The sequence below is a fragment of the Pseudomonas sp. GLN_2 genome (genome assembly GCF_043106005.1).
Taxonomy (GTDB): domain Bacteria; phylum Pseudomonadota; class Gammaproteobacteria; order Pseudomonadales; family Pseudomonadaceae; genus Aquipseudomonas; species Aquipseudomonas alloputida.
This window is the reverse complement of sequence record NZ_JBICMC010000077.1, coordinates 214,815-228,054: the sequence shown is the minus strand read 5'-3', so window position 1 is coordinate 228,054 and position 13,240 is coordinate 214,815. Positions and strand designations below refer to the sequence as shown.

Here is a 13,240-nt window from a genome sequence, read left to right as displayed (position 1 = left end):
TTGGGGGGCTAGTGCTGCTTGCGCAATGCCTCCTGCTCCGGTTCGGCGACCGTGACCCGGTTACGGCCCGATACCTTGGAAAGGTACATGGCGCTGTCTGCACTGCTGAGCAAGGCGCCGAGCTCAGAGGCAGGAGCCTTTGCGAACGCTAAACCTATGCTTGCGGTGACCGGGTGTTCATCATTCACACGCAGTTTGGCTATCAGGGCCCGCAGGCGCTCGGCAACCTCAATCGCCGTGTCTGGCGGCGTATTGGGCAGCAGGATGGCGAACTCCTCACCGCCCAGCCTGCCGGCAATGTCGTTGTCACGCAGGCTGGCACTGATCGCTGCACCGATGCGCTGCAGCACCTGGTCGCCTGCGGCGTGCCCGAACGTGTCGTTGATCTGTTTGAAATGGTCGACGTCCAGCATCAACACGGCCATGAATGTACCCGCATCCCTGCACTGGACGTGCTGCGCCGAAGCGTTGTCGAAAAAAGCACGTCGGTTGTTCAGGCCGGTCAGTTCGTCCGTGCACGAGGCCACCATGGCAAGCCGATGCGCGCGTTGCATTTCGTGTTTCAGGCGCCAGGCCGTCGTCAATGCCGAGGACAGGCTTTGCGTCGCGCTGACCACGAACCAGGCGAACACCAGCACCGCCAAGGCTATCCCTTGTTGGAGCGTGGAAGGTTGCAACAGTAGCCAGCCTGTAGAAGGCAGCAAGACCAGGCCCATCGACACCAGGGTCATGTTGCGGTAGGAGGAGTAACACGACACCGCGCTGACAGACATGCCGACGGCAAACAACATGATCAGCGTCTGCCCCAGCGCGTCGTCGGTGGGCATTACGGCAAACGCGCCCCAGCCCCAGATAGCCGCCGACAGCATCAGCGTGACCCAGTAACGCCACTCCCAGCGTTCGGCCGTGCGCTGGTTGGCCGGTGCTCGCAGATAGGCGAAGAACATGGCGGTACGCACGCCGGTCGACAGGCCCAATAACGTCATCCACACGATGACCCTTTGCGGGTCGAAACGCTCCCAGCCCAACCAGCACAGCATGACGGCGGCCAGGAAGCTGCCAAGCACAGCGGGCGCCGACTGGACAAACAGCTGTTCAAGCCGATCCCTCCGTACGGAGTAGGCTATTTCATCGCCGGGATCAAGGTTTGTCATGGCTGGCGCCGCCGCGTGTGACCGGTAGCGGATTCTGGCACTTTGACGGCGTCCTGGAAAAGCCTCCTGGCGTTCACATGTGATGCCCTTCGCCCTGTTCGATTGCTGGATTCAGAAAGCGTTGCGGTAAGTAGTGGCAGTGCAGCACGGGTTATCGCCACGGTTACGGCACCTGCGACGTTTCCCGTATTTCACGTCGTTGCGCGGATCCTTTACTTGATCGAAGGCTGCCTTGGCTGCACAGTTTCCCCTCGCAAGTTCAATCACGAACATAGCGTGTTTTCCGGCACTTCGAAAGCCAATTGATCGCGACGGCCAACAAGCGGTCGAGCAAGCCAAGGCCACTGAGGGCGTTACCCGAGCCACTGGCGCCGACCAACGTGCATGCTTTCAGAAGTCGAACGTCACGCCGGCATACAGTGCTCGACCGTCACCCGGGGCGTGCAGGGAAGCCTCCGCACCATCCGGGTCGTACCACACGTACTCATAGTAGCGGTTGGTGAGGTTCTTCAACTGCAGGTCGACACTCATCGCTTCGGTGACCTTGTACGTCGCGCCAAGGTTCGTGAGTACGTAACCGCCATACCGGCCCTGGGTATTCTCGCGTTCAAGGTAGTAGTGGGTCTGGCCATTCATCCAGGCCGTCAATTGCAGGGCTGGGGTGGCCTGGTAGCTGATGCCGGTGTTCCACAGGTGATGCGGCACGTGGTCGATTTCCTTGCCTTTGCTGGCTGGCAAGGCACTGCTGGGCTCAAGGATTTTCGAGTACTGCCAGGAATACGACATCCACATCTCGGTGCGTGCGTCCGGGTGCAGGTTAACCTGCAGGTCATAGCCCCAGCGGCGTGTCTCGCCGACGTTGTCCGACTCGCCGCTGGGGTCGTTCAGACGGCGGCTGACCTCGCCCGTGGCGTCCTGGCGCCAATAGGCGAAGCGGCCATCGACCCAACCGGCTGGCGTGAACTTGACACCGGTTTCCCAGCCTTCGTTGATTGACGGAGAAAGGTCTTCGTTGCGCGGTGGTACTTTGTAGGCGGCCGCGCCCGTACCCACCTGGAACGTTCTGCCCCAATTGGCATAGACGCTGGCGACCTTCCAGGGTGAATAGACCACGCTGAGCTTGGGCTGTTTGATCAGGCCGTAGTCGTTGATGTCGTAATCCTGGCCGGTCATCTCGTTGGTGAAGTCACCGCTGATCCTGTCTACACGGTACGCCGGGACAATCTTCAGCGATTCGACCGGTTCGATCTCCGCCTGCACATAGGCCCCCACGGTATTGAAGTCGTAACGCTGGTCGCGGGTTTGCGCCTGCCGTACGCGGTTGAGCGTGCGGTAACGTTCGCTGCGGTTTTCCTGCTTCTGGATATCGCTGCCACCTTCCAGGGCGAAGGCATGCAGCCAGTCGACCTGCGGGCGCCAGGTGAGCGAGGTAATGGCGCCGTACTGGGTTTCGTACGTGTCGCGTTCCTGCTGCGAACTGCTGCTCCAGTACTGGGTCCAGCGCCGGTCGTCAAAGGTGTTGACGTAGGTCCTGGCGGACCAGGACAGGGTCTGCGCCAGTTCGGTATCGAAATGCAGGCTGACCTGGTTCATCCGCCGCGTGCCCTTGTCCGTGGCGTTGTAGTCGTTGCTCATGCGCGGGTGGTGCCGGGCGTTGTCCTCGGTCAGGTAGCCGGCCTCCTGCGCTTCGGACTCGTAATGGCGGGCGATCAGGCCCACGCGGTAGTTGCCATCGTCCGGGGTGTAGAACCATTTACCGCCGAAGCTGTAGCGTTCGGTGTCGGCATGGTCGCGGTAGCCGTCGACCTGCTGGCGGGCGAAGAAGTAGTTCTGCGTCCAGTTACTGGTCTCGATGCCCTTGGCCAGTTGCACCTCGCGGGTGTTGAAGCTGCCATAACGCATGCGCGCTTTGTTGTAGTTGCCGCCGGTACGGGTATTGATGTTGACGTTGCCCGCAATGTTGTTCAGGCCATAGCGCGGATCGCTGGTGCCACGCACCACCTCGATGCTGTCGATGTCCATGGGGAACACCGAGTCGATGAAGGGCATGTTGCCGTCATTGGTGTTGCTGGGAATGCCGTCGATCAACAGTTTCACGGCGTTGATTTCGCCTTCGCCATTGAAACCGCGGAACGAGAGCTTGCCGGAGGTGGTGCCTTGGTTGAACTCGGTGAGCATCACCCCCGGTGCCCGGCGGAACAGTTCCCAGCTGTAGGCAACTGGCATCTTCTCGAGGATGTCACCGCCCAGAATATCCACCGAACTGAGCACGCTGGTTGTGGCCAGGGGGCCGCTGTCGGTGCCGGTCACATTGACCGCGCCGAGGGTGAGTACCGAGTTTTCGGCAGGCAGTGTTTCAGCGATGGCAAGTGACAGTGGGTTGAGGCCGAACAAGGCGAGCACGGGCAATACGGCGCGTGCGGTGCAACGGGACGCAGGCATGTGTGGTTTCCTGGCAAAAACGGTCGGGCAAGGTCAGGCGTCGTGCAGCGCGCGCCATGACCACAAGACAGCAGCGACGGTTCAGGCCAGGGGCGAGGCGCGGGGTTCAGCCGAGGCCACTGGTCCCGTGGCAGCGGCAAGGCATGACGGCCCGAACGAACGTGGAGCGAATTGAGCCGCATCCGTTGCGGGCTGTATACGTTCCGTGGCAGGCCATTTTGTCGCAGGTGCACCACGCTGAGGGCTCAATGACTGCGCATGCTGGCGGCCACCCTGAACACCCGCATCAGCCAGGCGAACAGGCGTAGCGCCTTCAGCGGCTGTTGCGCCCAATGTTCGGGCAACTCGGCGCAGCACCCCGCCGGCAAAGCCGGCTGGTGGGCAAGGCGCTCGGTCGGTGTCAGCTTGGGGTAGCCGACATACAGCATGGCAACCCCAGAGACGAACCACCGCGCCATGCACAGGCAGGCGACGATGCCCAGCCAGCGGTGCCACAGGTACAGCTGGCTCCACGCTCATCAGTAGCGCCACTGCACAGCGACTTCCAGGCTGCGCGGTTCACCCAGGTAGTACTGGGTGTTGGTCTGGTGGATGAAGCGGGCATACACCTCGTCGGTGAGGTTGCGCAGCCGCGCGCTGACTTGCACGTGCTTGTCCAGGTCGTGGATCATGGACAGCCCGTAGACGGTGTACGACGGTACCCATGCGGTGTTGGCGGTGTTGGCGTACACCGATGAGACATAGCGGGCATCGGCCCCGACCTGCCAGCCGGGCGCCAGGTCGTAGGTCAACCAGAGGTTGGCCACGCGGTCGGGGATGTTGACCGGGTGCTTGCCCTTGCGCGAGTACACCACGCCGCCGATGGTTTCGTTGAATTCATCGTATTCGGCATTCACCCAACTGAAGTTGCCCGCCGCCAGCAGCTTGGGCGTGACCTTGAACGAGGCTGCCAGCTCGATGCCGGTGGAGGTCTGCTGGCCCGCCTGCTCGGTGGTATTGGGCACGGTCGAGGAGGGCACGGAGATATCCTTGCGCACGATGCGATACGCCGCTGCCGTCGCCGAGCCGCGGCCGTCGAGGAAGTCGAACTTGCTGCCTACCTCGACCTGACGGCCGGTGCTCAGGTCGAAGTTGCCGACCTGGCTGATCGAGGCGCTGGTCAGGGTACCGCCTGGTGGTTCAGCCGAGGTGCTGTATTGGGTGTACAGGCTGACGTTGGAGGTCAGGTCATAGACCAGGCCCAGGCGACCGGTGATGGCGTCCCAGCGTCGGTCGAGCCTGGCTCGCGCCACATGGTCGACCACGTCGAAGTCGATATGGTCGTAGCGCAGCGCGGTGATCAATGACAGTTGATCGGTCAGGCGGGTACGGTTCTCGACGAAGGCCGAGGTGGTGTCGGTGGTGGTGGTTCTGCCCTTGGTCATGGGCGCATCCATGCCGGGGATATCGAGGAAGTGCCCGGGTTCGAAGCTATTCGGGTCAACCGTGTCGAACGCCCCCTTGGACAGCGGGTAGTTGGTTTGCTGGTTGGTGCTGTAGTCCATGCCGAACGCCCAGTCGCTTGCCAGGCCGAACAACTGGCCCTGGTGGGTCAGCTCGAGCTTGTCGCCGTTGACCTCCTGGTCGTGCCGCTGGCGATAGCCGCCCGAGCGAGCGATGGCGCTGTTGTCGGCGTTGTAGCGATACACCTCGAGATTGCGGTAATCGCGCTGGCCGTTGTAGTGGTAGAAGGTATTACGCAGTTGGGTGTTGTCGTCGAAGTGGTAGTCGGTGATCGAGCGCAGCCACCGGGTGCGCTGCTCGTAGCGACCGTCTTCGACGTTGTAGTTGTTGAAACGGTTGTGCTTGTCGATGTGCAAGGTACCGACCAGTGGCTGCAATACGGGTGAGCCCCAGTAGGGGCTGTCCTCTTGCTCTTCCAGGTACTCGATGGCCAGCGTGTGCGAGAGCTGGTCGTTGATGTCGCTAAGCAGCGAGAAGGCTAGGTTGCCGGCCCCATTCTCCTGGCGATCGATATAGCCGTTGGTGCTGGTGCGGCTGTAGTCGAGGCGCGCATAGTGGCGTGGGCCGTCGCCCGTGTTCAGCGCCTTGTTGAAGGCAACCGACGTTTCCATGGTGTCGTAGCGTGCATAACTGACGCGCCCTTCGAAGGTGTCTTCGTCACGGCTTGCCAGCCGGGTGATGAAATTGAGGCTGCCACCGACAGCGCCGCTGCCGTTGAGGAAGGAGGAGGGCCCGCCGAGCAATTCGACGCGGTCGTAGATCCAGGCGCCTACCGGGCGGGCCGCGCCGCCATACTGCAAATTGATGCCATTGAACAACTGGCTGATCTGGGCACCGTTGAACCCTCGGTACGCCACATATCCGCCCCAGCCGGGCGGAGCCGAGGCGTTAACCCCGGGCAGTGCATTGGCGGCGTCCTGGAAGTTACGTGCGCCAATGCGCTCCATGGTCTTGCGGTCGGCAACGCTGACGGAAGCGGGGTTCTCCCTGGCGCTCAGGTTCAGCCGCGAGCCGCTTTCGATGGGGCGATCAAGGTCAAGGCGGGTTGCCTCCTTGGGTTGATTGGCTGTGGCCGTGACAGTGCTGGCCGGGAGGGTCAGGGTGTCATCCTGCGCCCAGGCACAGGTTGCGCTGCCAACGAGCAGCGCCAAAGTGGTCATGCGGAACATGCAAGGCTTCCTGGCTGAAATCGGTGAGCACACGCCCGCTGCCGATCAGGCGGCACGGGGACGTGGCGAAGTCAGAACGCGAGAAGCGAAGCGGGAGAGGCGCGGGGATTGACCAGTGGCCAGCGCTGCTTGGGCAGGCGTGGCGGAGGTTGGTTGGGTAAAGGGCTGCCCGGCTCGCCGGCGAGCAGGATCAGTAGGCCGAAAAATACGGCCAGCAGTGTGGCGCTGAACAGGCTGGCGATCACGCAGTCACCGCCGGCAGGCAGGCTCGGATCGCTGAAGTCTTGCTCACCTTGGACCATGCCGCTGCTGTCGGCCGTGCACCAGGCGGCATCATCCATGCCAGCCAGGCGCAACCCGGCCATTTGCCCATGGCCCATGGCGCACAGCAACGAGCCGAACAGGATGCTGAAATACAGCACCCAGGCGACCTGTGATCGTGTGTGGTGGGCCAGCTTCATTGCAGGACTCGGCGTGACAACTGAATGATCAGGTTTAGAGGTTGGCGAGCGATTCTACATCTTCTGGTGCATCTGAACAGGGGGGATTTTTCAAGCACGAATAGTCAATCGGGTACTGTCGGGGGAGGGCTATCGCAGCAAGGTCGGCTTCATGTACGGGCGCATCGAGACTCAGTGCTCACCGATGAGTTCGGCAGCAAGAGCGCGGAGTTCGTAAAGCACAAGTCCACTGCCCGCGTGTGCAAACAATCGCGCGGCATGCCGGCTGCAGCCGGGTTAAAATGCGCAGGGGTAACGAGATGGGCGACACCCTCGGAGAGATAGGCCGCCACTCCTGTTGTTGCCAGCATGGGCGTGGTGAGATCCGGCCCCGAGTCAGTTCAAGCATGATGGCTGAGGCAGTCAACGCAGCGCGTGTGTGATCGATGGGAAGCTGCAGTTATTCATAAGCTGTTCCTTCAAAACCTCCACCGCTTTAGGCCTTCTGGGGTTGGACTTGTAAAGCAGGACTACCTGGCGCATGTAGCGGTCAGCGTCCGACACGGGTGTTGCCTGTACGTCGTCCGTTTTCAATCCCGCCCATAGCGGGACGACGGAGGCCCCCATACCTTTTGCGACCATGATGTAGATTGCATCTAGCGCATCCAGATTGCAGAGGACATTGGGTTGCAGGTTATTGTCATTCAAGTACTGCTGTGCAATCTGCCCACCCCAGGCATTTGAGTCATATCGAATCAGGTTTCGACCAAGAATCGTCGAGCGGATGTCGCGCTTGTCAATCGGGTCTTTGGTCAAAAGCATCAGGGGTTCTTCTCGAAGCACCTGTACACGAATGGTTTTGGGGACGGTGAAGGGTGGACATACCATGATTCCCGCATCGAGCTCTCCGCAGGCTACTTGTTCGTAAAGTCTGCGCGAGTCCCCTGGCGTGATGCGTAGCCTCAGTTGCGGGGCAATGCTTGATAGCTGATTCATGGCCTCTGGCAATATGCCTGTCAACGCTGTAGAGATCGCACCGATCTCGAGATACCCCGACAGGCTACTGGTGTCCAGATCCTCTTTCAGCTCTGCTGCCCCCTGGATCAGATCTCGAATCTTCGGCAGCAATGACAGGCATTTCTCGGTCGGTTCGACAGCGTGTGCGCTTCGGATCAGGAGTCCGCAGGCCAGTGACTTCTCGAGTGCTTGTATACGTTGGCTGACTGCAGGTGCGGTCAGGTTTTCCCGTCGAGCAGCCGCGGCAATCGAGCCAGTTTCTATTACCGCAATCAGGCTTTCGAGAAATCGAGTGTCCAAAACATTTCCTTTCGCTGAGAGATGGAAAAATGCGCTTTAGCACGTGCGCGAGGCTACGCTAACCTCCCCAAAAGTTCTATCGGAAACCAAAGAGGATAGTTATGAAATCGTTATTTCATGTTTCATACCATGTTACAGACCTCGAAGCATCTCGTAACTTCTACGGTAACATTCTCGGCTGCAAAGAAGGCCGCACGAGTGAAACTTATGTGGATTACGATTTCTTCGGTCACCAGATTTCGCTTCACAAAGGTGTTCCTTTTCCAACTACCCGCACCGGCAAAGTCGGCGACCATGAAGTGTTGATGCCGCATATCGGCTTGGTGCTGCATCTGGATGACTGGTTCGCGATGGCAGACCGCCTGGCGCTTCATGGCGTGCAGTTCGATATACCGCCGGTTGTACGATTCCCGGGCCAACCTGGGGAGCAGCGAACGATGTTTTTCCTGGACCCCAGTGGCAACCCGATCGAGATCAAAGGGTTCAAGGACTTTGAAGGTGTATTTGCCACCTGATTGGCATAAACCTTCGGGACGCGCCTCCCGCTTTGTCTGCGTGAGATAAGAGGCGTGTATCGGTGAGTGGCCACTCAATAAAAATAACAGGCTCCAACGATGTGTTTGGCACTTTTGCCGGCCAATGTACAGTCCAAATTATAATAACTGGAGGACGTATGGCAAAGACTAGTCTGGTGACTAGAATTATTGCAGGTCTTGTGCTCGGGGTTGTAGTGGGGGCACTTCTCAATTTCTTTCCCGAGTATAAAGCCTGGATAATCAGCAGCCTTTTACAACCCGTCGGCGACATTTTCATCAAGATGATGAAGATGATTGTCGTACCCCTCGTATTCGCGTGCATGGTCGGCGCGATCGCAGGCAATGGTGATAGCAAGGCGATAGGGCGGGTCGGGGTGAAAGCCCTGTTCTACTTCTTCGTCGTGACCAGCATCGCAATTGTGTGTGGCCTGCTGGTTGGCAATCTTGCGCAGCCAGGCGTAGGTGCCAACTTGACGACCCTGGCAAACACCCAAACGCTCTCGCTTCCGTCTACCTCGGAGAACACTGGGTTTGGTCAAGTCATCCTCAACATCATCCCGGACAATATCGTCGGTGCAATGGCGCAAGGAAAGCTGCTGCCTGTCCTGTTCTTCTCGGTCATGTTCGGCTTTGGGCTAAGTGCTCTGGACAAAGAGAAGAAAATGCCGTTGATCGCGGTAGTCAATGCCATTTCCGCGACGATGTTCAAGGTGACGCATATCGTGATGCACTACTCACCCATCGGGATCTTTGGCCTGATCGGCGTGACGGTCGCCAACTTCGGGCTTTCCGCGTTGCTGCCTCTGGCAAAACTGATTGCCGTCACCTATGTCGCGGTCATTCTGTTCGGCGTGGTCGTGCTGGGCGGCATCGCGAAGGTTGCAGGGATCAACATCTTCGACCTGATCAAGGCGATCAAGGATGAGTTGATCCTGGCGTTCAGTACCGCCGCCTCGGCGACTGTCATGCCCCAGCTGATTGAAAAGGTCGAGGCCTACGGTGCGCCGCGTTCGATTGCTACGTTGGTTATCCCTACGGGTTATTCCTTCAATCTGGATGGCGCATCGCTGTTCGTGGGCATCGGCACGCTGTTCATCGCGCAGCTCTATGAGATTCCCCTGAGCTTGGCTGACCAGGCGATGCTGATCATCATCATGGTGCTGACCTCCAAGGGCGCAGCCGGCGTCCCGGGTGCCATGTTCGTCATCTTGACCGCTACGCTGACCAGTGCCGGTTTGCCGGTGGAGGGTATTGCGTTCATCGCCGGAGTCTATCGCTTGATGGACATGCCGATCACGGCGCTGAATGTCTTGGGCAACGCACTGGCGCCTCTGGTTGTGGCGAAGTGGGAGAACCAATACCGGATGCCTGCTGCCCCGGTAGCTTCCGAGGAGTGCCCTCAAGTGTTGACCTGTTCGATTAGCGCTGAGGACCCGGCGAAAACGGCCTAGTGTGTTCATCGGCATGATCGCCCTGCATGTGATGCAAGTGCCCATCATGCAGGTACTCGACATGCCCATCGTGTTCGATTGCCGTGTGGCCGCAGCCGGGCTTGTGCCAATGGTCATGGTGCGGATGCTGGTTGCAGGCACTCATTCCGAACGCCTCCAACTGCCATACCTCGGCCGTCACGGCCGAGGTAGGTCGCTTAGTCTACTCGTGGTGCGGCTCACCCAGGAACGACAGTGAACTGAACAGGCTCTGCTGGGCCACGGGGCTGCCGTCTGCCATTGGCAGGGTAGCCTGGGCCGCGATGATGTTGAGTCCTTCATTGCGTACGGTGATACGTGCCCGGCCTTGCTTGTCGGTGGTGGCGCTGACCTGGTGAGGGGCGCCCCGGTAATCACCCTGCAGCGGTATATCCGCAGCCGGCTTGCCATCGAGCAGCATCTGCACTTCCAGCGTCTTGCCTGGCCCGACTTGCAGAGGGTCGCTCAGGGGGATAATCGCCAAACGCAGCATGTCCAGTTTCGGCAGGCGAGCACCGCGCTGGTAGATTGCCAGGCTGTACTTCAAGCTGTGGGTGGAGGCGATCGCATCCTTGACGTGGGTGCGATCCTGATTGACCCATTGCCTGTCCGGGCGCTGCGACCAAGGCCCGTTGTCCAGCAGCAAGGCAAGTGCCGCAGGCGGGGTAAGTGGTTGCAGCACGGCATGATCCGCCAGGCGCTTGACCGTGACCGGGACCATGTTCCCCGCCGCGTCGAACGCCCAGGCGCGCTTGATCTTTTCCGCCTTGTAGGCGTTATCCTCGGCGCCGTGGCCGTACACGGCCTCGATATTGCCACGTCGCTCCTCGGTCCACAGGCCGTGGGCGCCTGCGTTGACGCTGACCATCAGGGTCAGCAGGGAAGCGACTTTCAACGATGGATGCATGATGGTTCCTCGGTTCAAAGGCTCAGGGTCAGGCTTACACTGAAGTTGCGTGGCTCCCCGGGCAGCACCCAAGCGCTGTTGTACGAGCGTTCGTAGTACTTGCGGTCGAACAGGTTGTTGAGGTTAAGGCCGACGGTGACCTGTTCGCTGGCTTTGTAGTGCGCCAACAGGTCGACCGTGCTGTAGGCGTCCAGGGTGAAGTCGCTGCCGGCCTGGCCGGAGCGTTCGCCGACGTAGTTCACCGCCGCGCCCACATCCGAGCCGCGCAGGGCACCGTCCTGGAATTCGTACACGCCCATCAGGCTGCCGCTGTTACGGGCGATACCGAGCAAGTCGCTGCCTTTGGGCAGGGCTGCGTCGCCTTTGGTGACCTCGGCGTCGATGTAGGCGTAGGCGCCGATCACTCGCAACGCGTCGGTCAGCTGGCCGCTGAACTGCAGGTCCAGGCCTTGGCTGCGCGCTTCGCCCGCCGCCACGCTCTCGCCAAGGGCGTCGGTGGTGATGACGTTCTCCTTGTCGATATGGAACAGGGCGATGGTCGCGCCCAGGCGGCTGTCGAGAAGGTCGAGCTTGACCCCGGTCTCGTAACCCAAGCCCTTTTCAGGCTTGTACACCTGGCCCTGGGTGCCGATGGTGTTGGGTTTGAACGAAGTGGATGCGTTGGCGAACACGCCGACTTGCGGGGTCAGTTGGTACAACACCCCGATGCGCGGTGTGGCAACGTCCTTTTCCTGGCTGTTGCTCAGACCCGTGGTGCGGTTCTGCGAGGTCTGCTCGAAGCGCTCCAGGCGTACGCCCAGCAACCCGCGCAAGCGCTCGGTGAAGGCGATCTGGTCTTGCAGGTTGATCGCATAGCTTTCAGTGTGCTCGAAGAAGTCGTTGGCACGGGTGATGGCCGGCTTCGGCTTGCCGTATACCGGGTTGTAGATATCCAGCCCATACGCTGCGGAGGTGGCGCTTTGCGGGTACTTCTGGCTGTTGCGGTAGTTTTCGTACTCCAGCCCGACCAGGGTCTGATGCTGCCAGCCACCCAGCTCGAACTGCCCGTGCAGCTCGGCCTGGGTGATGTTGTCGTTCCATTCGAAGTCGCGTTCGCGATAGAAGCGCGTGATGGTGGTGCCCACCAGGGCCTGGGGTTCGGAGCTGTTGCCCTTGAGCGTACCCTGGGTGTAGTGGTTGGCCAGGCGCAGCGTCCAGTTGTCGTTGAGCACGTGTTCCAGCGCCAGGTCGAGGGTCTGGTTGTCGTTGCGGATCTCGCCGTCATTCGGCTCGCCAAGGAAGGTCGAGCGCTTGACCGACCCCATTTCGCCGTTGACCGCCGGAATGCCGCGGTCGAACACCGACTCGGTGCGGGAGAACTCGGTGTCGATCATCAGTCGGGTGTCGGGTGACAGTTGCCAGCTCAGGGAGGGGCTGACGATACGGCGCTCGCTGCCGACATGATCGCGGAAGCTGTCGTTGTCTTCGACGGCGAGGTTGATCCGGCCCAGCAGATTCCCCTCGCTGTCCAGCGGCGAGTTGGCGTCCAGGGCGGTGCGGTAGCGGTCCCAACTGCCTGCGCTGAGGGTGAGGGTACTGAAGGCTTCGGCCTGGGGGCGCTTGGTGACGATGTTGACCAGTCCGCCAGGGTCGCCACGGCCGTACAGGCTGGCCGCCGGGCCTTTGAGCACTTCGATGCGTTCGATGTTGGACGTGTCCGGCGCGCTGTAGCTGCCGCGGTTGATGGCGAAACCGTTCTTGTACAGCTCGCCCGTGGTGAAGCCGCGCACACTGTAGTTGAGGAAAGTCAGGCCGCCGAAGTTGTTCTGCCGCGACACGCCACCCGCAAAGTCCAGGGCGCGGTCGATGCGGGTGGTGTTGAGGTCCTTGATCACCTGCGCGGGCACCACGTCGATGCTCTGCGGCGTGTCGCGCAGGTCGGTATCGGTGCGGGTGGCGGTGGCAGAGCGGTTGGCACGATAGCCTTGCACCGGCCCGTCGGCGCGCTCTTCGAGGTAGGCGTCGGTGATGGAGGTTTCGTTCAGCAGCAAGGGTTGTGCCGCTGAAATCGGCTGGCCGAACAAGCCCAGCGTCAGGCCGGCCAGAAGGGGGGCACGAGGGTTCACGTAAAGTCTCCGTTTTTCACGCTATAACGTTGCATTTTTTGGTGCGTCCTGACTTGGGCACTGTCCACGAGCTCGAAGGGGATCACAACGGATACACCATCAGGCTGCACTCGATGCCAACATCGATGCCGCGCGCTTCTTGGGGCGGTGCTGCATCAAAGATGACTAGAAACCCTTACGAGTAGAGGGGCCGCCTTG

Annotated in this window: 9 protein-coding genes and 1 pseudogene; 2 read left to right on the top strand and 8 right to left on the bottom strand. The window is 60.6% G+C overall.

Features of this window, described 5'->3' with window-relative positions:
- Nucleotides 1–8: 8 nt before the first annotated feature.
- The 6 genes and pseudogenes from ACF8Q6_RS17990 to ACF8Q6_RS17965 form a co-directional block, all read right to left on the bottom strand.
- The gene (locus ACF8Q6_RS17990) at nt 9–1,067 is read right to left on the bottom strand and encodes a diguanylate cyclase (protein ID WP_392491926.1); all 1,059 of its coding nucleotides are present in this window, start codon (nt 1,065–1,067) and stop codon (nt 9–11) included.
- 477 nt (nt 1,068–1,544) lie between these two features.
- Nucleotides 1,545–3,596, bottom strand: a complete 2,052-nt coding sequence (locus ACF8Q6_RS17985) for a TonB-dependent receptor (protein WP_392491904.1) — start codon at nt 3,594–3,596, stop codon at nt 1,545–1,547.
- Between the two features lie 279 nt (nt 3,597–3,875).
- Nucleotides 3,876–4,054, bottom strand: a pseudogene (locus tag ACF8Q6_RS17980) (PepSY domain-containing protein); the annotation flags it as partial.
- 60 nt (nt 4,055–4,114) lie between these two features.
- Nucleotides 4,115–6,268 (bottom strand): TonB-dependent receptor, encoded by a 2,154-nt coding sequence (locus ACF8Q6_RS17975; RefSeq protein WP_392491902.1) that lies wholly within the window; start codon nt 6,266–6,268, stop codon nt 4,115–4,117.
- A gap of 71 nt (nt 6,269–6,339) precedes the next feature.
- Nucleotides 6,340–6,729 carry a DUF2946 family protein gene (locus tag ACF8Q6_RS17970; RefSeq protein ID WP_392491901.1) on the bottom strand — a complete coding sequence of 130 codons (390 nt, stop codon included), beginning with the start codon at nt 6,727–6,729 and terminating at the stop codon, nt 6,340–6,342.
- Between the two features lie 402 nt (nt 6,730–7,131).
- Nucleotides 7,132–8,025 (bottom strand): LysR family transcriptional regulator, encoded by an 894-nt coding sequence (locus ACF8Q6_RS17965; RefSeq protein WP_392491900.1) that lies wholly within the window; start codon nt 8,023–8,025, stop codon nt 7,132–7,134.
- 101 nt (nt 8,026–8,126) lie between these two features.
- Here ACF8Q6_RS17965 and ACF8Q6_RS17960 point away from each other — a divergent pair, with 101 nt between their 5' ends.
- Nucleotides 8,127–8,540, top strand: coding sequence for a VOC family protein (locus ACF8Q6_RS17960; RefSeq protein WP_010954206.1), 414 nt, complete (start codon nt 8,127–8,129; stop codon nt 8,538–8,540).
- Between the two features lie 158 nt (nt 8,541–8,698).
- Complete coding sequence (locus ACF8Q6_RS17955) at nt 8,699–10,012, top strand: cation:dicarboxylate symporter family transporter (RefSeq protein ID WP_392491899.1); 1,314 nt, start codon at nt 8,699–8,701, stop codon at nt 10,010–10,012.
- 202 nt (nt 10,013–10,214) lie between these two features.
- Here the strand turns inward: ACF8Q6_RS17955 and ACF8Q6_RS17950 are convergent, their stop codons facing one another.
- Both ACF8Q6_RS17950 and ACF8Q6_RS17945 read right to left on the bottom strand, forming a co-directional pair.
- Nucleotides 10,215–10,937, bottom strand: a complete 723-nt coding sequence (locus ACF8Q6_RS17950; protein ID WP_392491898.1) for a DUF4198 domain-containing protein — start codon at nt 10,935–10,937, stop codon at nt 10,215–10,217.
- 14 nt (nt 10,938–10,951) lie between these two features.
- Nucleotides 10,952–13,042, bottom strand: coding sequence for a TonB-dependent siderophore receptor (locus ACF8Q6_RS17945; RefSeq protein ID WP_392491896.1), 2,091 nt, complete (start codon nt 13,040–13,042; stop codon nt 10,952–10,954).
- Nucleotides 13,043–13,240: the final 198 nt, after the last annotated feature.

Coding starts and splice junctions, on each gene's coding strand:
- ACF8Q6_RS17985 (WP_392491904.1), bottom strand. CDS start 3,596: ATGCCTGCGTCCCGTTGCACCGCACGCGCCGTATTGCCCGTGCTCGCC.
- ACF8Q6_RS17975 (WP_392491902.1), bottom strand. CDS start 6,268: ATGTTCCGCATGACCACTTTGGCGCTGCTCGTTGGCAGCGCAACCTGT.
- ACF8Q6_RS17970 (WP_392491901.1), bottom strand. CDS start 6,729: ATGAAGCTGGCCCACCACACACGATCACAGGTCGCCTGGGTGCTGTAT.
- ACF8Q6_RS17960 (WP_010954206.1), top strand. CDS start 8,127: ATGAAATCGTTATTTCATGTTTCATACCATGTTACAGACCTCGAAGCA.
- ACF8Q6_RS17955 (WP_392491899.1), top strand. CDS start 8,699: ATGGCAAAGACTAGTCTGGTGACTAGAATTATTGCAGGTCTTGTGCTC.
- ACF8Q6_RS17950 (WP_392491898.1), bottom strand. CDS start 10,937: ATGCATCCATCGTTGAAAGTCGCTTCCCTGCTGACCCTGATGGTCAGC.